Source organism: Clostridium sp. NkU-1, from assembly GCA_001312405.1.
This window is the reverse complement of sequence record BBDR01000011.1, coordinates 124,816-145,037: the sequence shown is the minus strand read 5'-3', so window position 1 is coordinate 145,037 and position 20,222 is coordinate 124,816. Positions and strand designations below refer to the sequence as shown.

Genomic DNA, 20,222 nt, shown 5'->3' with positions numbered 1-20,222 from the left:
AAGAACCGGTGAGATCCGTCACTTCCACAAGGATCTGGGCCTTAAAAAGCTGTATCTCCATCTGGATGGCTGGGCGGAGCCAGGCTATGATAACCAGCATCCCGACTATCTTCCTGCCTGCGAAGAAGCAGGAGGCTGGGAAAAGATGAAGGAGCTGGCAGATACCATGCACGAATATGGATATTCCTTTGGCATCCATGACCAGTACCGGGATTATTACCGCAGGGCCAAAACCTTTGACCAGAATTTTGCAGCCCTAAAGCCTGATGGGACCCTTACGGAGCATGCCAACTGGGCAGGCGGGCCCCAGACCTATCTGTGCGCCACCCAGGCTCCCTATTATGTTAAAAGGAATTTTACTGAAATCAAGAAAAACGGAGTGGAATTAGACTGTGCCTACTTAGATGTATTCACCTGCAACGAGCCTGACGAATGCGACCACCCCTGGCACCGGATCAACCGGAAGGAATGCCTGGACTACCGGAGCCTTTGCTTTGAATACCTGCTTTCCCAGGGGATCCTTCCAAGCTCTGAGGAAGTGACGGACTGGTCTGTAAAAAGCCTTGTGTTCTGCCACTATGCCCCCTATTCCTTTATGATGCACGAGCCGGGAGCTGAACGCCAGGGTATTGCCGTACCTCTCTTTAACCTGGTATACCATGACTGCCTGATCATCCCCTGGATGATGGAAAAATACGAAAAAGAAGATTTCATGCTTTACGCCCTTTTAAACGGCGGAGCGCCGTATTTTATCCGGGATGGGGCTTACGAGAACATTGACGGCTCCTTTGGCGGCCATCTAATCCTTTCAGAAGAAGAAATGGTGGCCCGCTGCAGAGTTGTTGCTTCTCTTCACGAAAGGGTCGCCATGTGTGAAATGCTTTCCCATGAATTGATTGACGGAGATCCGTTCCGGCAGCGCACCACCTTTGCAGACGGTACTTCCGTGGAAGCCGACCTCCTTCACGGAACCTATGAGATCAAAACAGGACAGGAAAGGGCCTAAGAATTTAACGCCCTGTATTCCTTTGGTGACATTCCGTAATAATTCCGGAAGATCCTGTGGAAATAGCTGGTATTATCATACCCTACCGCTATGGAAATGTCAGTCACGGAAAGCCTGGTATTTAAAAGAAGAACAGAAGCCTGATTCAGCCGCTTTACCTGCAAAAGCTCCTTATAGGTCCGCCCGGTCAATCTCTTTATGGCCCGGCTCAGCCAGTAAATGTTATAATTAAGGAGGGCCGCAAGCTCAGTCAGCTCTCCCTCCTTATAATTTTCATCAATGTAGGTAAGCACCTGAAATATAAGTTTCTGTTCAAAGCTCTCCAGGGTATGGCTGATCTTATCCGTATGATGCATGAGCTGAAGGAACAAAAGCCCCATGGTGATCTGATTGATGCTCTTTTTACCTCGCTGGCCGCTTAAAAGGGTCCACACCATGTTTTCCACCAGATTCTGTACGGTCAGCACATCTGCCACCTGAAAATGAAGGTAGCTGGCATAACGGGGATCAGAGCAGAGGCATCCTACCAGGAAATCCCGCAGCAGGTTTTCTTCTTCTCCCATCATTTCAAAGGCAGTATCAAAAAATTCCGGCAGGATGATAAAGTTTATTCCTATGTCCTCCTCTCCTGCCGGAAGGATCTCCTGGGTGGCATGCTGGTTTAAAAACAGCAGCTCCCCTGTCTTTAAAACCACCTTTTCCCCATCAATAAAATGGACTGTTTCTCCCTTACACATATAGATCACTTCAATGTAATTATGCTTGTGCCTGGGGAAATGGACGAACCGGGTGTGAGGCCTGATGCTGATCATTTTCCCGTGTTCCAGCATCTTTTTGCTGTCAATGACCAGCTCCTGCCCCTCGGTATACCGGTTACGGTCAATTTCCGTCCGTCCGTTCATGATTTCCCGTTCCTCGTCTGTAATAACTCCCAGACGGTCTAAGATTTCCTGATTCACCCGTCAAGGCCTCCTTTTTTTAAACATAGGGAAACAGGATCAGATTTTTCCACCTGACCTCTCCCATGGCGTTTTCTCCTAAGGTATAGGCATGAACATCATCATCTTTTGCCATCAGCTTGTAAATAACGGCCCCGGAGCTGTCCGTATTCTGAATCCATCGTTCATCCTTTACGATCACGCCATCAGAAACCTGAAACTGCCAGACAGAAGTTCCTCCTTCTGCATTGGTGCTGGTATAGGTAATCTCTCCCTGCATCAGATCATCCTTAAAAACAGCCCTTTTTACATTGAGCTTTGTAACGTCCTCTGCTACTCCGTCATAATAATTGTAACCGCACTCTCCATTTCCGTTCATCTTTCCGCTCTCCCATGTTCCATAGGAGTAATCGTAGCGTTTCCCCTCCTCCAGTTCAAGAATCTGCAGGGCCGCACATTCCCCCTCCGGTTTCCCGTATTCAAAATTTCCATAAAAACCGTGGAGGCCTTTACAAATACCAGGCCTTTGCCAGAGGATATCTTCCCCCTCATGGCCGCTCCATCATACATGCAGGGAAACTCCTTCCAGGGGATGTCATAACTGTTTAACAGCCTGGCCGCTCCTTCTAAGTCCCCCTGGTCAAATAACCAGGTGAGCTGGGTTAAAAACTCCTTATCCCCGGGAGAAAGGATTATCTCATCTGATAAGGTCTCATTTAAAGGCACAGCCATGGCCCTTGGTTCCGCCTTCTCTGCCTCTGTAATATCCCGGCTTGGTTCTTCCCCATTCCTTATGCTGCCTGCCACGCTAAGAAGAAGCAAAAGCACCGTAATAAGTCCGATCCAAAGGAGGATGTGAAGATTTTCCCTCTTTCCCTGATCCGTCCATTTCTCAAACACAAAATCCCTCCTTCCCGTCATATACGGACCACGCCTGGCAAAGAAGCGCAAGTCCTGTCCTTATCTCTTCTTCCGTAAGGCTTGCAAACCCAAGGACAATGGTGGACGGATAGGCACCAGGCTGTTCATGGATAAAGTATCCCGACATACCATAGACCTTAACCCCGTATTTTGCCGCCATGGTTATGAGCAGGCTTTCCGCCCGTCCCTTACGGTCCGTTAAAAGCAGATGGAGTCCGGCATGCTCACCTCTGATCTGGAACTGGCTTTCAAAAGGTTTAAGCCCTGCCGCCAGTGTATCGTGCTTTGCCTTATAGACCGCCCTCATCCGGTTCAAATGGCGTTCGTAATGCCTTCTGCCATGAACTGATAAAGGATGTTCTGGTCAATACGGGATACCGTGGAAGCATAGAAATTCATCCGGTCCCGGTAAACAGCCAAAAGAGGGCCGGGCAGGACCATATAGCTTACACGGATGGCCGGGGCAATGGATTTGGAAAAGGTTCCGTAATAAATCACCCGGTTTCTTCCGTCCATTCCCTGTAACGCAGGAATCGGCTTTCCCTTGTATCGGAATTCACTGTCATAATCATCTTCAATGAGATAACGTCCTTCCTTTTCATAAGCCCAGACAAGAAGCTCCTGTCTCCGTTTTACCGGCATAACGATGCCCGTGGGATACTGGTGGGAAGGCATGACATAGGCGATATCTGCACCGCTTTTTTTCCAAAAGCTCTACATCCATGCCGGAACGGTCCATGGCAACGGGAACCACCTGGTACTTTAAGCTGTCAAATACCCGGTATGCCTGCTTATATGTGGGGTTTTCCATGGCAATTACCCGGTCTGTTCCAAGGATCTGGGACAGCAGCATCAAAAGGTATTCGCTTCCGGCACCTACGATGATCTGCTCTGCCTGACAGTTTACCCCGCGGGCGGAATGGAGATAGGAACGGATGGCCTCCCTGAGGGCCGGTTCTCCCTGGGGATCTCCCGGCATGAACATCTCCCGGTTATCATCGACAAGGGTATTTTTTGATATCTTCCTCCATGTATTAAAAGGGAATGCACAAAGATCAATACCCCTTGGAGAAAAATCCACCTTCCAGTCCGGGACATTTTCCCTGCCAAAGGCAGAGGGGCCAAGAAGGGAGGGAATCTTATCCCTTTGCTCCTGCCCGGTATGCACCAGATTCTCGATCCTGCATACAAAATACCCCTTACAGGGAACAGCCTCAATATATCCTTCCGATAAAAGCTGTTCATAGGCCATCTGGGTGGTGCTGCGGCTGACCTTTAAATTCTCCGCCAGCCTCCTTGTGGACGGAAGGCGGATGGCCGGCCTTATATTCCCTTTTTTTATTTCCTCTTTGATGTAGCTGTAAATCTGGCTGTAATAAGGTGACCCCGACTGGTTTTTTAAGGGTATCATTAACTCCATGGAAAAACTCCCCCTTTCCTCTTTACCGGATATGAAGAAATGCCGCACGTCCCCTGTTCTCCCGGCCATGCAGCATTCTCCTCATTTAACCGGCCCTTCGGCCTGTCAAAGGTTATTTTGTTATTTTAAATGAACTCTTTAATGAAACGATACGGTTGAATACCAGATGGTCCGCCCCGCTGTCCTTGCAGTCAACGCAGAAAAATCCGTTTCTCACAAACTGGAAGCTGTCATAAGCTTTTGCACTTAAAAGGCCTGGTTCCACATAACAATTCTTTAAGATTGTCAAAGAATTTGGATTTAAGTTTAAGCTGCCGTCTTCATTAAGCTTTCCTTTTTCTTCATCCACGATGTTTTCATACAGTCGGACCTCCGCCTGTACTGCGGTGGAGGAAGCTACCCAATGAATCGTTCCCTTTACCTTTCTGCCTTCAAAGCCTGAGCCGCTCTTTGTTTCCGGGTCATAGGTACAGTGAACCACTGTGACATTGCCGTCTTCATCCTTTTCACAGCCTGTGCAGGTCACAAAATAGGCATTCATCAGGCGGACTTCATTGCCTGGGAAAAGGCGGAAATATTTTTTTAATGGGTTCTTCCATAAAATCTTCCCGTTCAATGTAAAGCTCTTTCCCAAAGGGAACCTTTCTCTCTCCTAATTCAGGATTTTCCATGTTATTTGCAACATCCAGATACTCTACGGTATCCTCAGGATAGTTGTCGATGACCAGCTTAATGGGATCCAGGATCGCCATCATTCTCGGTCTTTTCAGCTTTAAATCCTCACGGATACAGTATTCAAGCATGGCATAATCCACGGAGCTGTTGGCCTTTGATACGCCTACCAGATCCACGAACATGCGCAGGGCCTCCGGCGTATAGCCTCTTCTTCTTAAAGCTGCAATGGATACCAGGCGGGGATCATCCCAGCCGTCAACGATGCCGTCCTCGACCAGCTTCTTGATATAGCGTTTTCCCGTTATCACATTGGTAAGATACAGCTTTGCAAATTCAATCTGGCGGGGAGGAGCCACGAATTCACACTCCTTGACCACCCAGTCATAAAGCGGCCTATGATCCTCAAATTCCAGGGTACAGATGGAGTGGGTGATGTGCTCAATGGCGTCCTCAATGGGGTGGGCAAAATCATACATGGGATAAATGCACCACTGGTCGCCGGTGTTATGATGAGTCATGCGGGCCACCCGGTAAATGACCGGATCACGCATGTTGATGTTGGGAGATGCCATATCAATCTTGGCACGGAGAACCTTTTCCCCATCCTGAAACTTTCCTTCCTTCATCTCTTCAAACAGCTTTAAGTTCTCTTCCACGCTGCGGTTCCGGTAGGGGCTTTCTTTACCAGGGGTCTTAAAATCGCCACGGTATTCCCTGATCTCCTCCGCAGTCAAATCACAGACAAATGCCTTTCCCTTCTTTATTAAAAGGACAGCACAATCATACATCTCCTGAAAATAATTGGAAGCAAAGAAAAGGCGGTCCTCAAAATCAGCTCCCAGCCACTTCACATCTTCCATGATGGATTCTACAAATTCTGTCTTCTCTTTTGTCGGGTTTGTATCGTCAAAACGGAGGTTGAACTTTCCACCATACTTCTGAGCCAGGCCATAGTTAAGTAAAATTGATTTTGCATGTCCGATATGCAGATAACCGTTAGGCTCAGGTGGAAATCTGGTCTGGACGTGATCATAAACACCTTCTGCAAGATCCTTATCTATCTCCTGTTCAATAAAGTTTTTAGAAACCACTTCTTCTTTATTCTCTTCCATTTCTCTTCCTCCATGTCAGTAATCCCAATATTACACTATCATACCATACTTCATCCATTTAGAAAAGGGGGAAAATACAGCGAAAAGCCGGGCTTTTTGTAACGGTCCTGCCGCACCATTCATAATTTTCCGGATAGAAAACTCATTTTCCTGCGGCCTTTTCCCAGGCCGGCCGTTTTTCTTCATACTGCTCATTGATCCAGTCCACCACCTGCCCCCTTCCCTCTTCCGTAAAGGGAAAGACTGCTCTTATTTTCTGCTCCTCAGGAGTCGCTTCATAGCAATAGGGCTCCGGATATACCGCAGCAGAAAACTCCTCTTCCTCCTTTTTCACCCGGTAACGCATTCCCTTCATGCTCCCGGTGTAAGCCTCTTTTTTTTAAAAAACTGCATGGGTACGAAGGTATCTTTATTAAGCATTTTATTCTCCTCCTTACATATTGCCTGATCTATTGAAACCCTATACCAGTATGATGCCATTGTCAAGAAAATCCTTTGTTTCCATACTAAGAGTCTGCCTTTGCAGCCACTTTCCTATGATATAAAAACAAAAAGCCGCGGCACCGGCTCATATAAATAGCCGGTACCGCAGCCCAGGGGCTTTGCATTACTTATGCGCGCCAGGCCCTGTTTTCTTCTCTGAGCGGGTGGAAACTCCAGGCCCGACCTCGCCTTCTTTGGAAGGAGCGCTTGTTGAAATCTCTGTCTCCGGTTCCTTGGTTGCAGGAGGAGCCGCTGTTGTGGGCGCCGCTGTTGCAGGCGGAGCCGTTGTCGGTGCTTCCGTAGGCTTTGCTGCGGTGGTCGGCTCTGTGGCCGGCTTTGTCTCTCCTGGTTTGGAAGTTCCGTTAGAGGCTGTCTGGGATTCTGTTCCAGGCAAATGATAGCAAAGAACAGGAACCCCTGCTGCAATATTCTCAAATATGGTCTTTGCCACTGCCGGGGGCAGATTGACACAGCCGTGGGAACCGCCGTTCTTATAGATGGTGCCTCCAAAGGTACTGCGCCAGGTGGCATCATGGAGGCCGATATTTCCGTTAAATGGCATCCAGTAAGACACGGGAGTCCTGTAAGTTTCTCCCTTTAGCGTGGCATCCCTTTGCTTATAGGTAAGAGGGAACACACCGGCAGGAGTGGCCCACCCCTTTGCCTCATTGCCGGATACAAAATCCGATTCCACCAAAAGCTTTCCGTCTTTATAAAAAAACAGGTGCTGGGCCGTTAAGTTGATTTCCACATAAGTGTTTCCGAAATCGGTGTCCCCATGGCTGGCTGCCTTTTGTTTGTAGACAGGCTCTCTCACCAGGCTTTGACCGGAACGGATCAGCTCCGCCAGCTCATCCGCCTCGGCGCTTTGATCGATTTTCCAGCCATAGCTTCCTCCCGTGATCCTTACATTCTGTCCATAGGAGGTCTTTAAGTTTTTAGCCCTTGTGGACGTATCATACTTGGAAGCCAGTTCTTTCACATATGCGGTAACTGAGGAGCTGTTTAAATAAACCTTGCCATCCTCTCCGATCCCGATCCATTTGGAGATCGTATCACCGTTTAATACCTTTTTTTTCATTTCCAAAGCTGTATGTAATTGTGGCATTGGCATATTTGTTCAATGTCTGCACCTGAGCAATCAGCTGCGGATCGTCAGCCGGAATCTGAGGCTTCACATAAGCGTCAAGCTCTTCTAAGGAAATTTCCGGCTTTAAATTTATGATAGCCTCGGAAATTACCGACTTCACCTCTTCCGGGTCAAGCTGGTTTCCTTCCCTGGCAGGCACTATTGTGTAACCCTGTCCCGATGCATAATCGGACACATGTGCATTCTCCGGCTTTTCCACAAGCTCATCCTTTAAACAGGCCAGGCTGGAAACAGCCGATTCATATTTGTCCTGGTCATACTGTATCATAGTCCCTATATCAAATTCCTGGGGCGTCTTCCTATGTTTCAGCCATTCATAAGTCTTCTGGTCTGCCAGAAGCTTTTCAAGGCTTCCGTCAAAAACTGACTCAAGGCCGATATCCCTTCCCTTTATTTCTTCTGTGCTTCCTCCTCTTTCCCCGATTGACAACACATAGTTCTCTATACCGGAAGCAATTGACTTCTTTACTTCTTCTACGGATTTTTTTTGAAGCATCCACTCCATTGATCGTGGTGTTGGGGAAAAACACCTTCTCATACTGCCTGCCCATCTGAAGATAGGTCAGAGCGGCAATCAGCGCCGCTGCAGCTACCGTCCCGCTTCCAATTGCTGCCCAGCCCTTTAATCCAAGGGGCTTTTTCTTCCTGCTGCGCGGTTTTACATTTTCCATTAATTTCCTACCTCTTTACCAGCCTATTCGTTCAGAATCCATTATACCTTAAAACCGCGAAATTTGTCTAAATTTTATTGGTATATTTCTTGACATTTTTATTACGATTTCCTCTTTGGGAATCTGAAAATTCCAGCTTTCCATGGTGACAAAATATTTCATAATGCACCCGCGGTCTTCATAAGATAAAATTAAGAATGATAAAAAAGGATTCCTTTATGGCACGCTATACCCCTGTTTACGGATCAGTAATGTCCGTCAATCCTTTAAGGACCTCCTCTACCGATAAAAGCTGTACCATGATCATTTCCGTAATGAGCGAGAGCCTGGGACAGACCAACTTTATTGTCACTCCCCAAACCTATGTCGTTGACCAGCATACCTTTAACCCTGGTGATACCATTGTCGCCTTCTATGATACAAAAGCGCCTGTTCCCCTCATTTATCCGCCTCAGTACACGGCAGTCATCCTTGCGGAAAACATAGATGGGTATGAGGTTGTTTTTGATTATTTTGATGAAAACCTGTTAAATTCATCACAAACCCTGAAACTGAACTTAAACGACTTAAGCGAGACAACGATCCTCCTTTCCAACGGCCAGACCTTCTTTTACAATCCGGGCGGCCATTTTCTTCTTGTCTTTTATGCGTTTACCACCCGCAGCATTCCGGCACTCACCACTCCCCAGATGATTGTGGTCTTCTGTGCTCCAGAGAGGAAAATCCAGGAAAGCCCCTGATTCCGGTATAAAACAAAGAGTCTGCTAAAAAACACCTGGCTTCAAAGGAATTCCTCTGAGCCAGGCGTTTCTTGCCTTAACATATTAACGAAAAAGCCTGTAGGCTACCTGCCTGCAGCTTTCATATCTTCTGCCGTCATAAATGCACCCTCATAGCCCAGGAATTCACATAGCCTGGCCATATGGGGCTGCTCCAGCCGGGCCTTTACAAGGCTTTCTTTCTCATAAAAAACCTTTTCTCCAGGTCCGTCTGAAAGCACCTTTCCATGGGCCATAATAATGACCCGTTCAAAGTACTCCGCAACAAAGTCCATGTCATGAAGGATCGCCAGTACAAATTTTCCCTTTTCGCTTAAGGTACGGACAATCCTTCCAAGCATTGCCCGGCCGTTTGCATCCTGGGCAATGGTCGGTTCATCCAAAATAAGCACCTTGGGATCCATGGCCACCACCGATGCAATGGCTACCATTTTCCGTTCCGATAAATCCAGATCATAGGGATTTTCCTCTGCTGCCTCCATAAGCCCTACCATCTCAAGGGCCTCTGCTGCCAGCTTTTTTTTGCTTCTTCCCGGCTCTTCCCCAAGTTTAAGGGGCCCACCATGACCTCTTCCATTACCCGGTTTTTGAATATCTGGTCATCCGGATTCTGGAACACATATCCAACCTTTCCGGCAAGCTGTGCCACGGTTCTTATGGAAATATCCTCGCCTTCAAAGAAAATACTACCTGAATCCGGCTTTAAAAGTCCTTTTAACAGCTTGACCAGAGTGGTCTTTCCCGCACCGTTCTGGCCGATGATGGCGGTAGGCCTTTCATCAAGGCAGAGATCCAGGTGTTCGATCACCGGAGTGTCAGGCTGATAATGAAACACAAGATCCTGAATCCGGAACACTTCCTGACCATGCTTCTCCTCCTGGCCTTTTACAAAAGACCTGCCAAAAAGCTTTGGAGGAAACTGTTCCCTTAAACGCTCCATCTGCGCCAATGTGACCGGATAAAGCCTGTCCTCTCCCTCTTTCCTGCACACCCCAAGGGCTTTGCACACCTGGGTATAAACCGGAGTCTTAACGCCCAGTTCCTCCAGATCATCCCTGGAAAAAATCCGTTCCGGCGTATCATAGGCGATCTGCTTTCCTTTATGGAGAAGGAGGATCTTATCACAGTAGAAGGCCAGCTTTTCCATCTTCTGCTCCACCATGATAATGGTTATGCCTGTTTTGGCCAGCTTGTCAACCACCCGGAATACCTCTTCGCTTCCCTGAGGATCTAATTGGGAGGTAGGCTCATCAAGCACAATGACTTTAGGCTCCATGGCAAGGATGCTGGCAATGGCCACCCGCTGGGTCTGTCCTCCGGATAGATCAAAGGGATTCCTGTCCCTGTATTCCTCAATATCCAGAAGCTTTAAATTCTCTTCCACCCTCTTAAAAATCTCTTCCCTGGGAATCCCCAGATTCTGAAGCCCAAAGGCTATTTCCTCAAAGACCGTATCCTTTGCTCCGGAAAGCTGGTTAAAAGGATTCTGGAACACCAGACCAACCTTCTGGCACAGCTCGGCAATAGGCGTTTTTGCCGCTTCCACTCCGTCAATGAGGAGCTTGCCGCCATAAGCCCCGCGGAACATGGTGGGAACCAGACCGGCAAAGGCCTGGCACAACGTGCTCTTTCCTGCCTTGTTCTCACCGGCGATTCCGATAAACTGCCCCTTTTCCACCTGAAAATCAATCCCGTCAAGAGCCAGGCTTTCTGTATGGGGATACCGGTATTTTAAATTATTAACTTCAATCAAAGCCATGTAAGCACCCTCCATACAACAGATAACCCAATGAGCAGAGCCATCAATGCCATGAATGCCTTGTCCCTGCCCGTAAGCTTTCGTTCCCTTAAAAATGTCTTTTTACTTTTTGAATCAAATCCCCGCACTTCCAGGGCAATGGCCCTTTCCCTTGTGTTGATCAGGGAGCTGCTGACCACAGGAGAGATCAGCGGGATAAATGCCCTGGCTCTTACAAGGAGGCTGCCTTCTGTTTCCATGCCCCGGCTTCTCTGGGCATCCATGATGGTATTCATGGTTCCCATCATCTGGGAATGATCTGAAAAACAGAACTGATCATATACCCGAACCTGGGAGAAAAGCCTGCCTGCTCCAGATCGTCAACCAGATCTGCAGGCTTGGTGGTCAGTACAAAGGTGGCAAAGGCCAAAAGCATGTTTAAGATATTAAGCCCGATCCTGGCGGCATAGAGAAGTCCTTCCTGATAAAAGACAAGAGGCCCTAAATGAAACAGAACCTTCTCATTTTCCTGATTAAAAAGGCCGTGGATCAAAAAAATGGTGATTATGATGGTAAAAGAAAAAGCAATCAGGGGGAAAACCTTCCTTATAATTTTCCCGCTGATCAAAAGACATAGGCTGATGGCCAGAAACAGGCCGTATATCCACAGCGCACCCCCGATCAGGGGTGCGCTGACTGCTGCCAGAATATAAAACATCTTGGCAAATGGATGCAGCCTGGTTAAGCAGGTATCTTTATCCACGTAAAGACTGATACTTTTCATATGATTCTGCCTTTCCTGCTTTAATCCAGACTTGCCACTTCATCATCAAGTTCGTAAAGGGAAGTCAGTTTCTTTGGAAGACCCTTGATGATGGCGTACACGATCAAAGGGTGATGAGTTTATCCGGCACATCCACGATGACCTCATCAAGGAAGGAGCCAAAGGCAACGGGAAGCCCTGATGCCTGTGACCAGGCAAAAACAGCGTCTCCCCAGATATTGCCTGTGGTTCCGCCCCAGAAAATGATATTTAAGGGAGTGGAGATTACAACAGCCGTAAGGCTGCCACACAGGCGGTTAAAATGGCTCCGGAAAGCTTTTCCATACGGCCAAGCCTTGCCATGATTCCTACCGCCACACCGATTCCCAGGCTGGTTAAGGCATATACCAGGGTAATGGAATCACCGGTGGTAAAGCCGTAAATCAAGTTGTTTGCCGCACCGCAGATTCCCCCGATCACGGGTCCCCCAAGAATACCGCCGATGCAGGTACCGGTCGAATCCAGCCAAAGTGGAAGCTTTAAAACAGACGCAAAAAGCTTTCCTAAATAATTGATTCCAATACAGGCCGGAATCAGCACAAAGCAGGCCGCATTCAATTTGGTTTTAAATAAATTTTTCATCTCATATTCCTCCATTCATGTTTTCCTTCAACCCTGATCCATATGGACAAATGCCTCTAACGCCGTAAGGATCTCCAAATGCTCTCCCCTCATCATGGCGGACTCTCCGCCGGTGTAGCTGTTGATGTTGTCTTCTATGGACTCCTCACTCTCCACTACCACGTTTAAAATGGAGGCGGTTTTCACTCCCCGCAGTCCGCCCACCACAAATAATGCCGCGGTTTCCATATCAGAGCCCATTACGCCTTTTCCTGCCCAGTAAGCACAGACCTCTTTTTCCTCATCAATGTAAAAGCTGTCATGGCTTCTGACTATTCCCACGTGAGATCTTGCTCCCAATTCCCCGGCCTTTTCCATGCAGGCCAGCAAAAGCTTTGTATCCGGTATCGCCGGATAGATGGAGTCTGCATAAGAGGACGAGGCTCCATCATCCCGGACAGCTCCATTTACCAGAATCAAATCCCCAAGGCAGATCCCCTTTTGAAGCGCTCCACAGCTTCCGATCCGGATCATGGCCTTAACCCCGATCCTTGCCAGTTCCTCCACTGCAATCGCTGCAGACGCACCACCGATTCCTGTAGACACCGCCATAACGGGCACTCCCCTGTATTTCCCCTTAAGACTTCGGAATTCCCTGTTATAGGCCAGTTCCTCCGTATCCGTCAGACAGGCTGCAATCCGGTCCAGGCGTTTTGGATCTCCCGGCAAAAGCACATAGGGAACAGCCTGTTCTTCCGACAACTTGATATGAGGCATGATCTCAGCCACAATCATCATCTCCTTTCACCCTTTTTATGTCCTGAATGTAGCACAAAGAGGCCATCCTGTCAATCTGTTGAAGCAAACTATAACCTGATAATAACCCCCTTTTCACGAAGGAGTCCGTCTATTTCCCGCCGCCTGCATTGACTTATTAAGTATTCGTGATAAAATGGACTGAGAGATTTACAAGGAGGTTTCCCATGGTCACACTTCATCTGGATGACGCCGTTATAAAAAGCCTGAGCAACAATGAACTGAATGTCCTGAAATTTGTTTATGAACACATTGATGAGGTTTTGGATATGAGCATACAGACACTGGCCGCCAGAACCTCCTATTCTTCTGCCACAATTCTGCGTTTCTGCAAAAAGCTTGGGTATTCCGGGTTTGCAGAATTAAAATATGCCTCCGTGCCGAGGGAAGAAAAGAAAATCCCGGTAAAGCGGCTTCAAAAGTCCAGGATTTTGGTACCCGGATCATGATTGACAGCCTGTGTTCCAACGTGGAAGGGACCTCCAATCTCATATCCGAGGATCAGCTCAGCCTTACGTTCCGGTATTTTGACAGTAACTGTCCCATCTACTTATGGGCCCCGGGAGGAATCACTTCTATTCTTAGCGACTATTTTGAGAAGCTTCTTTTTTCCATCGGACGCCAGAATGTATACAAAATCGAATCCAGCAAAATGGGGGAACACATTTTAAAAAATATCCGCACGGAATCCCTGCTGATCTTAATCAGCACTACCGGCGATTTCGGTCCGACCGTCCGTCTTGGAAAATCGCCAGGATGAACAACGTTCCGATTCTATCCATCACCCCATATACCAACAATGAAGTTGCCAGCTTAGCCACTGTCAACTTCCGCTTCTTCACCAACCAGCGCGAGAACCGGGGAGCGGAGTTCACCTCCAGGCTTCCGGTGTTTTATATGATCGACGTGATTATACGCTGTTACCTTCAGTACAAGCTGTCCGGCCAGGATCAGAGAAAACAGGGGGAAAACCATGATTCCTTTATTTGAAAAAGCACATCAGCTTCACCTTACTGATACAGAGGAAGAAATCCTCCGGTATTTTGAAACCAATCTTCCCTCATCCGTATATACCAGTTTAAATGACTTAAGTGCCAGCCTGTACACCTCCAATGCTACCATCGTCCGTTTCTGCCAGAAGCTGGGACTAAAGGGCTATAACGAATTCAAATACCAGGTGCGCAAGGAATTAAAACAGCTTCATCCCCAGAACTTCCCTACCGATGATCTGGTCCATCATTCCCTCGCCCTGTTTAAGGATAATCTGGAACAGATTGATGAAGAGAAGCTGGAAGAGATCGCCGGGCTTTTAACCAGCGACCGTCCCATCTATATTTATGGCTCCAATTTAAGCTCCCTGGCCGCCAAATATCTCCAGACCGTCTTAAATACACTGGACTATCCCTGTATTCTGGTTGAGTGGCAGCGCCTGTTAAATGGTCTTGTGCATGAAATCAGCAGCGATGCCGTTCTTTTCATCATCACGGCCCATGGAGATGCCAGGCGGTATCTGTCTGCATTCCGGAAAGCCAAGCCCGCGGCACCATCACGATTCTGCTCACCTGTGAGAAGGACAGCCCTCTGATTCCCTACAGCACCATTGCACTCTGCACCAATGACCGGAATGAGGAATACCGCCATGTAGATATCAATCCCAGACTGGGAATCTTCACCATTGTCCAGATTCTCATTGAACTGGCCGCCAGGATCAAACAGAATTCCCAGGCAGACGGTGACACCTTTGGTTCAATGCCCTAATGAAAATAAAAGAGCTGCCCGGTTCCATGTTTCCCATGGCCGGGCAGCTTTCGCTTTGTTTCTTTAATATTTTAATACTTCCCTCACATTTGATGCAATTCCTTCAACTTTCGGCCCATAAATCACCTGGATATGTGTATCACTGGTTCGGACAATTCCCATGGAACCTGTTTTCTTTAAAAGTTCGTCACTCACCATTGCCATATCCTTTATATCCACCCGGAGTCTGGTCAGGCAGTTATTCACTGCCGTGATATTATGAAATCCTCCAAGTCCTTCTATGATCTTCGATGCAAGGACTTTCTGTTTCTCCTCCATGGTACTCCCCCTGCTGTCAGCCTCCTGCTCTTCGTCAGATACATCGATGGAAAGCTGTTTTCTTGTCAGATAGCTTTTAAATACATAATAGTAAATGACAGAGAAGAACGGCCCTGTAATGATTACCCAGTACCAGCGGGACCCCGGCTGGAATACGCCCCAGATCAGGAAATCGATTAAGCCGCCGCCTGTATTGCCGATAATGACCTTAAATGCAGCCATCAGCAAAAAGGACAGACCGCCCATTACCGCGTGGAACAAAAACAGCGGCGGAGCTATAAACATAAATGAGAATTCCAATGGTTCCGTAATGCCGGACACAATGCTGGCTGCAACGCCTGCAATCATGAGAGCCTTTACCTTGTTCTTTTTCTCCGGAGGAGAGGTCCTGTATATAGCCAGAGCTGCTGCCGGAAGACCAAACATCATCATCGGCATTTTACCCTGTCCTAAAAATACAGTAAACGGCTTCAGCTCTGAGATGTCTACCTTATCGACAAATTGAAGGAAGATATTCAGGCATCCTTCCACTCCTTCATAGGTTCCTCCAATGGAGGTGGTACGGAAAATGCCGTTTAAAACATGGTGCAGTCCGGTAGGAATCAGCAGCCGCTCCAGGAATCCATAGCCAAATACTCCCACCAGTCCTGTGGCAGATATCAGGCTCCCAGCCCGTCAATGACCATGGATACGGGTGACCAAAGGATCGGTGCGGCAAGACCGACAACAGCCATAGCCATGATAACGACAATGGCAACAAAACGTTTTCCTCCGTAAAAGGAGATTGCCACCGGAAATGTAATTTTATGATACCGGTTATGGAGTGAGGCGGTTATGATACCTGCAACAATACCTGCGACTGCCCCATATCCAGGGTCTCTACACCCAGAATCGTGGATATCTTTAAAGCACCGAAATTCATAAAGCCGGAATTGATCATACATGCCGATGCCACCAGAAACGTATAATACCCGATAAAGCCAGCAAATGCTGCTATTTCCTTTTCCTCTCTTGCCATGCCAAAAGAAATGGAAATGGAGAACAGAACCGGAATCAATGTAAATACAACACCTGATATTTTATTTAAAGTAGATATAATGAAATAGATAAGCCCCTGTTGTAAAAATGGAACAGCCGCCTGTACCTGCGCTTTCATAAGCGCGGAGGTCAACCCCAAAACGATACCGCATGCGGCCAAAGCGGCAATCGGCATCAGCAAACTACGTCCGAGAGCCGAGAAAAAATCCATTGCCCTGTTTTTTTTCATGATAATATCCTCTCCCGTCACAGGCATCCCTGCTCTGCAACGTTACATCCTGTTTTCTTATGTTTCTCCATAGGAGCACATTTCATTTCACTCCCACCAAGTTTTTGCTTTCCCCTATTTTAACTCCGGCCACATACCTTTATTAGCCTCAATCAAGGCATCCAGTACCTTTCTAGCTTTCTTTGCGTCGCCTATCAGCCTGTTTAAGGTAAATGCTTCCAGAGCTTTCTGATAGGAATTCTCAAAATAAGCATCTACAATCAGCTTTTCACAGGATACCTGATTAACCAGAAGTCCAGATAGAACTGGGGTATGTTTCCTACCCTCATGGGGCGGGGACCATTTGCTCCAAGTTCGCATACAACCTCTACCATGGCATCGTCCTGCATATTGGCTATTGCACCGTTATTTTCAACAATTAAGATATGCCTGTCATTTTTATTAAAGGCAATGGATTCCGCAACCTTAATCATCATTTCAGCATGGGCATCGGAGATCTCATCAAACTTGTCTCCCAGCTTTCCTTCTTTGATCACCTGGCACACTCGTGAAAGACCCGCTTTTCTCTCCCCGCCATAACCTCATCCGCACGGGTAAAACCAGCATCCAGATGGCTGGCCTTGTATTCGGGATATAAGTAATACTGGTCATAGGTGTTAGGCAGAAAATCCGGGAAATCTTCCATGATTGTCTGTACCATTCCATAGGTATCCAGCCAGGACTTATCTCTCTGTTCCGCATCCTGGGGAAGGAAGCCGTTCTGGGCAACCATTTCCCTGATCTTTGGAAGCAGGTCTTCTCCTGTATGGACGTCATACATATGGGTAAACCAGCCATAATGGTTCAGTCCAAAGTAAACCGGGTCTAAATCCTCCCAGCTGCATTTTAAAAGCCTGCTGCAGGAGCGTACCACATTCTCCGGCTGGTCGCAGATATTTAAGATTCTCCTGTCATCCGGAAATTCTCTGCGAAGCGCTTCCGCAACGATTGCAGCGGGATTGGAATAGTTTAATATCCATGCATCAGGCGCAAAGGTACGGATATCGTGTACGGCCTTTATCATATCCACACAGGATCTTAAGCCATAGGCCATTCCTCCTGCCCCGCAGGTTTCCTGTCCGATGATTCCCATGCTTAACGGAATGTGCTCATCCTTTGCACGCATGGGAAGTCCTCCTGAACGCATCTGCATAAATATGAAATCCATTCCCTCATAAGCTTCCCTGATATCGGTAGTGTAAGAGAATTCCAGCTCCGGGAATCTTTCCTTAAATAGAATCTCACCATACTTTCCAATGGGTTCCTGGCGGTCGTTGTCAATGTCAAACAGCACCAGCTTCTTTAAGGGAAATTCCTCTTTGAGTCTGACAAATGACTTTAAGAATCCAAGTGTAAAAGTACTTCCTCCTCCAACGATGCATACATTAAATGTTCTCATTGTTTTTCTCCTTTTCCGTTGCTTATCTTCATCTGATGGCCTTATGATACTTCATTTTATTTGATGTGTAAATAGTTTCACTTGCATACGGATACCATCCCATATTTTAATATTTATTACTCTTATAGTAATTTTTTTCATTCTTTACAAACGGCTTTTTTTATTAAAAGCCAATGACTGTAAAAGTGATAAAACGGCAGGGAGGTTAAGGGCAACGATATAGCTGCTACAAAAGACCAGATACTTAAAAGGTGAGGGTAAATACAGGCTTGTTAAGGTATCTTTGAACCGTGTTGAAATTGCAAATAAAAAGGGTAAAAAAAACTTATTAAGCAGGCAAATGATGTCATGAACAGATATATGCAATATGAAAGTGACACTTATCAGAATGTTGCCAAAAACCGTTCCGGAACATTTGAATTAAATGCATCAAATCATTTTGGAATAATCAGGGGTTCAAAAGATTTCCAGGGCTTAATTGAAAATTATCCGAATTTAAAAGCCAATACCGGTATCCAGCAATTACTTGATGAAATCAGTAATAACGAAAATTCCATCTCGGAAGCAAAGATATTATACAATGACATGGTTGCAGATTATAATTCCTCTATACATAGTTTTCCATTAAATATAATGTGCAAATTTATGAAATTAACAGATTTTGACTACTATTCTGAACCTGAAGAAGATATTGAAATAGTATTTTAATTCAGGAACATGGTAAGCAGAGCGGGAATATGACAAATTCCATAGTTTATTGAACGTTTCATGCTGATACCCTGAATTTCCTGATAAACTCTGCCAGAACTGTAATAGCTCTTACAAAAAAAGCAGCTGCAAAAATAAGTGATTACTTACTTATTTTGCAGCTGCCTTCTTCTTTTTTATTATCCCCAACGAAAAGGTGCCATAGCCTTTATTCCATGAACTTAACTTAATTGTGACAGATTACGGGGATCCCGGAATAAACAAGACCATATAAAGCCTTTGCCTTATCCGGCGGAAGATTGATACAACCATGGCTTCCCTTTGTCTGATAGATATCTCCGCCGAACCTGGCTCTCCAGTTTGCGTCATGAAGGCCGATCCCTCCGTTAAACGGCATCCAGTAATTCACATGGCTTTCATATTCGTAGGTGCCATCTGCTTTTCTCTCTCCCCGCAGGACCCGGTCTGTCTCTTTATAGTAAAGGTTGAAAATTCCCTCCGGAGTTGTGTACTTTTTGGAAACATTTCCTGTCACGCACGGAGAATCCCATACCAGACTACCTTTTTTTAAACATGTAAACATGCTGGGCCGCCATATCTATCTCCACATAGGTCCCGCCCCAGGCATTGCTCCGTTCAGCTACTGTCTGAATATACTTGGGTTCCCTTTTCTGGCTTTTCCCGGACTGAATGAGAGCAGTCAGGGCAGCGGTTTCCCCTGCCTGATCAATCTTCCTGCCATAGGAACCAGGAAGAAGGCGGGCTTTTCCATCTGTGACACGAAATGCCCGTTCCGTTCCTGCTGTATCATACTTATCGGCCAGAGCCTTTATGTAAGCCGAAGTCTTATCTCCTCTTAGGTTTATTACCTCTCCTGTCATTCCCGATATCCAGGAACAGATTTCCTCTCCTTTTAAGACCTCTGACTGGTCCCCAAAGGCATAGGTGATTTCCATTTCCCTTACACGGTTGAGGGCATCCCGCTGGGCAATCAATCCGGCATCCTCTGAGGTGACGGTTACGGTGTCATAACAGCCTGATTCCTCCATGTTTATTTGAGGAAGTTCTTCATTTAACGCTGCCTTGACCGCTGCTTCCAGCTTTTCTAAGTTCACGCTGTTTCCCTGTACTTCCGGAAGGATGGCAAAGGGACTTCCCTGCTGCCAGTCGGAAATCCGGGCATTCCTCGTAACTGTAATATCCTTTCCGTTTATGCAGGGGAGGGAATTCAGTTTTTCTTTTAACCTTCCTTCATCATAGCTGACCACTCCCTTTTGGTTATGGGTATTGTCGACGCAGGCCCTGCCACCCGTCCCGTGGCATTCTGTTCCTCCAGGATGGTCTGAAGCCCTTCCGTAAGGACCACCTGATAGTTGATTTCAGGGCCGCTTATCACCTCAGTTACGCCAGCCTTGTCCTTAATGGAGAGCTGATATTCCCTGCCATAAAAGCCTTCTATCTGTATCTTCGCTTCTTCAACTGTCATTCCTCCCACAAGGACGCCGTTGATCCTGGTCCCAGAAACAAATTTTGAAGCGTCATCTGCCAGTGCAACTGTCGTCCCTGCCAGCATAAATAGAACTGCCAGGAGAACGCTCTTTCCCATCGTACCCGCATGATTTCTTTTCCTGATCATTATT

Annotated in this window: 27 protein-coding genes and 3 pseudogenes; 7 read left to right on the top strand and 23 right to left on the bottom strand. The window is 46.9% G+C overall.

Annotated features, from left to right (window positions below):
- Positions 1-13 precede the first annotated feature (13 nt).
- Positions 14-1,006, top strand: coding sequence for an endo-alpha-N-acetylgalactosaminidase family protein (locus tag JCM10519_RS31055; protein WP_347844538.1), 993 nt, complete (start codon positions 14-16; stop codon positions 1,004-1,006).
- On the opposite strand, the gene JCM10519_RS16700 is transcribed toward JCM10519_RS31055, so the two are convergent.
- The 11 genes and pseudogenes from JCM10519_RS16700 to JCM10519_RS31025 form a co-directional block, all read right to left on the bottom strand.
- On the bottom strand, positions 1,003-1,965 hold the full coding sequence (locus JCM10519_RS16700; protein ID WP_054740560.1) for a helix-turn-helix domain-containing protein: 963 nt from the start codon (positions 1,963-1,965) through the stop codon (positions 1,003-1,005). The two genes, JCM10519_RS31055 and JCM10519_RS16700, sit on opposite strands and share 4 nt — an antisense overlap.
- 19 nt (positions 1,966-1,984) lie before the next feature.
- Positions 1,985-2,323 (bottom strand): hypothetical protein, encoded by a 339-nt coding sequence (locus tag JCM10519_RS16695; RefSeq protein WP_054740557.1) that lies wholly within the window; start codon positions 2,321-2,323, stop codon positions 1,985-1,987.
- Positions 2,320-2,844: a hypothetical protein gene (locus JCM10519_RS16690; protein ID WP_054740555.1), complete on the bottom strand. Its 525-nt coding sequence runs from the start codon at positions 2,842-2,844 to the stop codon at positions 2,320-2,322. The genes JCM10519_RS16695 and JCM10519_RS16690 overlap by 4 nt, the downstream gene beginning before the upstream one ends.
- Positions 2,837-3,181: a hypothetical protein gene (locus JCM10519_RS31050; RefSeq protein ID WP_347844521.1), complete on the bottom strand. Its 345-nt coding sequence runs from the start codon at positions 3,179-3,181 to the stop codon at positions 2,837-2,839. Before JCM10519_RS31050 ends, JCM10519_RS16690 begins: the two co-directional genes overlap by 8 nt.
- The gene (locus tag JCM10519_RS31045) at positions 3,178-3,507 is read right to left on the bottom strand and encodes a hypothetical protein (protein WP_347844520.1); all 330 of its coding nucleotides are present in this window, start codon (positions 3,505-3,507) and stop codon (positions 3,178-3,180) included. Before JCM10519_RS31045 ends, JCM10519_RS31050 begins: the two co-directional genes overlap by 4 nt.
- A complete protein-coding gene (locus JCM10519_RS31040) occupies positions 3,464-4,354 on the bottom strand; it encodes a PLP-dependent aminotransferase family protein (protein WP_347844519.1) in 891 nt (296 codons plus the stop codon). Before JCM10519_RS31040 ends, JCM10519_RS31045 begins: the two co-directional genes overlap by 44 nt.
- A 43-nt stretch (positions 4,355-4,397) precedes the next feature.
- Positions 4,398-6,072 (bottom strand): annotated as a pseudogene (locus JCM10519_RS16680) (glutamine--tRNA ligase/YqeY domain fusion protein).
- Between the two features lie 142 nt (positions 6,073-6,214).
- Positions 6,215-6,427, bottom strand: a complete 213-nt coding sequence (locus JCM10519_RS16675; RefSeq protein WP_347844518.1) for a GNAT family acetyltransferase — start codon at positions 6,425-6,427, stop codon at positions 6,215-6,217.
- Between the two features lie 252 nt (positions 6,428-6,679).
- Positions 6,680-7,636, bottom strand: a complete 957-nt coding sequence (locus JCM10519_RS31035) for a L,D-transpeptidase family protein (protein WP_347844517.1) — start codon at positions 7,634-7,636, stop codon at positions 6,680-6,682.
- Entirely contained in the window at positions 7,611-8,135 is a 525-nt protein-coding gene (locus JCM10519_RS31030) for a hypothetical protein (protein ID WP_347844516.1), read from the bottom strand. Before JCM10519_RS31030 ends, JCM10519_RS31035 begins: the two co-directional genes overlap by 26 nt.
- Entirely contained in the window at positions 8,074-8,376 is a 303-nt protein-coding gene (locus JCM10519_RS31025; protein WP_347844515.1) for a hypothetical protein, read from the bottom strand. The genes JCM10519_RS31030 and JCM10519_RS31025 overlap by 62 nt, the downstream gene beginning before the upstream one ends.
- 218 nt (positions 8,377-8,594) lie before the next feature.
- On the opposite strand from JCM10519_RS31025, the gene JCM10519_RS16665 reads away from it, so the two are divergent.
- Positions 8,595-9,116 (top strand): hypothetical protein, encoded by a 522-nt coding sequence (locus JCM10519_RS16665; protein WP_054740577.1) that lies wholly within the window; start codon positions 8,595-8,597, stop codon positions 9,114-9,116.
- Between the two features lie 104 nt (positions 9,117-9,220).
- On the opposite strand, the gene JCM10519_RS31020 is transcribed toward JCM10519_RS16665, so the two are convergent.
- The 6 genes from JCM10519_RS31020 to JCM10519_RS16645 all read right to left on the bottom strand — a co-directional run bounded on the left by JCM10519_RS31020 (position 9,221) and on the right by JCM10519_RS16645 (position 13,066).
- Complete coding sequence (locus JCM10519_RS31020; RefSeq protein WP_347844514.1) at positions 9,221-9,649, bottom strand: hypothetical protein; 429 nt, start codon at positions 9,647-9,649, stop codon at positions 9,221-9,223.
- On the bottom strand, positions 9,643-10,914 hold the full coding sequence (locus JCM10519_RS16660; RefSeq protein WP_347844513.1) for an ABC transporter ATP-binding protein: 1,272 nt from the start codon (positions 10,912-10,914) through the stop codon (positions 9,643-9,645). The genes JCM10519_RS31020 and JCM10519_RS16660 overlap by 7 nt, the downstream gene beginning before the upstream one ends.
- The gene (locus tag JCM10519_RS31015) at positions 10,905-11,189 is read right to left on the bottom strand and encodes an energy-coupling factor transporter transmembrane component T (protein WP_347844512.1); all 285 of its coding nucleotides are present in this window, start codon (positions 11,187-11,189) and stop codon (positions 10,905-10,907) included. Before JCM10519_RS31015 ends, JCM10519_RS16660 begins: the two co-directional genes overlap by 10 nt.
- Before the next feature lie 8 nt (positions 11,190-11,197).
- A complete protein-coding gene (locus JCM10519_RS31010) occupies positions 11,198-11,677 on the bottom strand; it encodes an energy-coupling factor transporter transmembrane component T (RefSeq protein WP_347844511.1) in 480 nt (159 codons plus the stop codon).
- 264 nt (positions 11,678-11,941) lie between these two features.
- Positions 11,942-12,298 (bottom strand): hypothetical protein, encoded by a 357-nt coding sequence (locus tag JCM10519_RS31005; protein WP_347844510.1) that lies wholly within the window; start codon positions 12,296-12,298, stop codon positions 11,942-11,944.
- Between the two features lie 27 nt (positions 12,299-12,325).
- Complete coding sequence (locus JCM10519_RS16645) at positions 12,326-13,066, bottom strand: nucleoside phosphorylase (RefSeq protein WP_347844509.1); 741 nt, start codon at positions 13,064-13,066, stop codon at positions 12,326-12,328.
- Positions 13,067-13,260: 194 nt separating this feature from the next.
- Between JCM10519_RS16645 and JCM10519_RS31000 the strand changes: the two genes are divergently transcribed.
- Genes JCM10519_RS31000 through JCM10519_RS16635 form a run of 4 tightly spaced genes read left to right on the top strand, consistent with a single transcriptional unit; the run spans position 13,261 to position 14,678 of the window.
- Positions 13,261-13,542 (top strand): hypothetical protein, encoded by a 282-nt coding sequence (locus tag JCM10519_RS31000; RefSeq protein WP_347844508.1) that lies wholly within the window; start codon positions 13,261-13,263, stop codon positions 13,540-13,542.
- The gene (locus JCM10519_RS30995; RefSeq protein ID WP_347844507.1) at positions 13,539-13,853 is read left to right on the top strand and encodes a hypothetical protein; all 315 of its coding nucleotides are present in this window, start codon (positions 13,539-13,541) and stop codon (positions 13,851-13,853) included. The genes JCM10519_RS31000 and JCM10519_RS30995 overlap by 4 nt, the downstream gene beginning before the upstream one ends.
- On the top strand, positions 13,850-14,083 hold the full coding sequence (locus tag JCM10519_RS30990; protein WP_347844506.1) for a hypothetical protein: 234 nt from the start codon (positions 13,850-13,852) through the stop codon (positions 14,081-14,083). Before JCM10519_RS30995 ends, JCM10519_RS30990 begins: the two co-directional genes overlap by 4 nt.
- Complete coding sequence (locus JCM10519_RS16635) at positions 14,067-14,678, top strand: hypothetical protein (RefSeq protein ID WP_054740551.1); 612 nt, start codon at positions 14,067-14,069, stop codon at positions 14,676-14,678. The genes JCM10519_RS30990 and JCM10519_RS16635 overlap by 17 nt, the downstream gene beginning before the upstream one ends.
- Before the next feature lie 236 nt (positions 14,679-14,914).
- On the opposite strand, the gene JCM10519_RS30985 is transcribed toward JCM10519_RS16635, so the two are convergent.
- The 3 genes and pseudogenes from JCM10519_RS30985 to JCM10519_RS16625 form a co-directional block, all read right to left on the bottom strand.
- Entirely contained in the window at positions 14,915-15,811 is an 897-nt protein-coding gene (locus tag JCM10519_RS30985; protein ID WP_347844505.1) for a PTS transporter subunit EIIC, read from the bottom strand.
- 17 nt (positions 15,812-15,828) lie between these two features.
- Positions 15,829-16,382 (bottom strand): annotated as a pseudogene (locus JCM10519_RS30980) (PTS transporter subunit EIIC).
- A 168-nt stretch (positions 16,383-16,550) separates the two neighbouring features.
- Positions 16,551-17,874 (bottom strand): annotated as a pseudogene (locus JCM10519_RS16625) (6-phospho-alpha-glucosidase).
- A 327-nt stretch (positions 17,875-18,201) separates the two neighbouring features.
- Here JCM10519_RS16625 and JCM10519_RS16620 point away from each other — a divergent pair.
- A complete protein-coding gene (locus JCM10519_RS16620; RefSeq protein WP_347844537.1) occupies positions 18,202-18,582 on the top strand; it encodes a LemA family protein in 381 nt (126 codons plus the stop codon).
- Between the two features lie 226 nt (positions 18,583-18,808).
- On the opposite strand, the gene JCM10519_RS30975 is transcribed toward JCM10519_RS16620, so the two are convergent.
- The 3 genes from JCM10519_RS30975 to JCM10519_RS30965 are packed head-to-tail and all read right to left on the bottom strand — an operon-like array spanning position 18,809 to position 20,218.
- Positions 18,809-19,165 (bottom strand): L,D-transpeptidase, encoded by a 357-nt coding sequence (locus JCM10519_RS30975; protein WP_347844504.1) that lies wholly within the window; start codon positions 19,163-19,165, stop codon positions 18,809-18,811.
- Positions 19,140-19,850 carry a peptidoglycan binding domain-containing protein gene (locus JCM10519_RS30970; protein WP_347844503.1) on the bottom strand — a complete coding sequence of 237 codons (711 nt, stop codon included), beginning with the start codon at positions 19,848-19,850 and terminating at the stop codon, positions 19,140-19,142. Before JCM10519_RS30970 ends, JCM10519_RS30975 begins: the two co-directional genes overlap by 26 nt.
- Complete coding sequence (locus JCM10519_RS30965) at positions 19,823-20,218, bottom strand: hypothetical protein (RefSeq protein WP_347844502.1); 396 nt, start codon at positions 20,216-20,218, stop codon at positions 19,823-19,825. The genes JCM10519_RS30970 and JCM10519_RS30965 overlap by 28 nt, the downstream gene beginning before the upstream one ends.
- Positions 20,219-20,222: the final 4 nt, after the last annotated feature.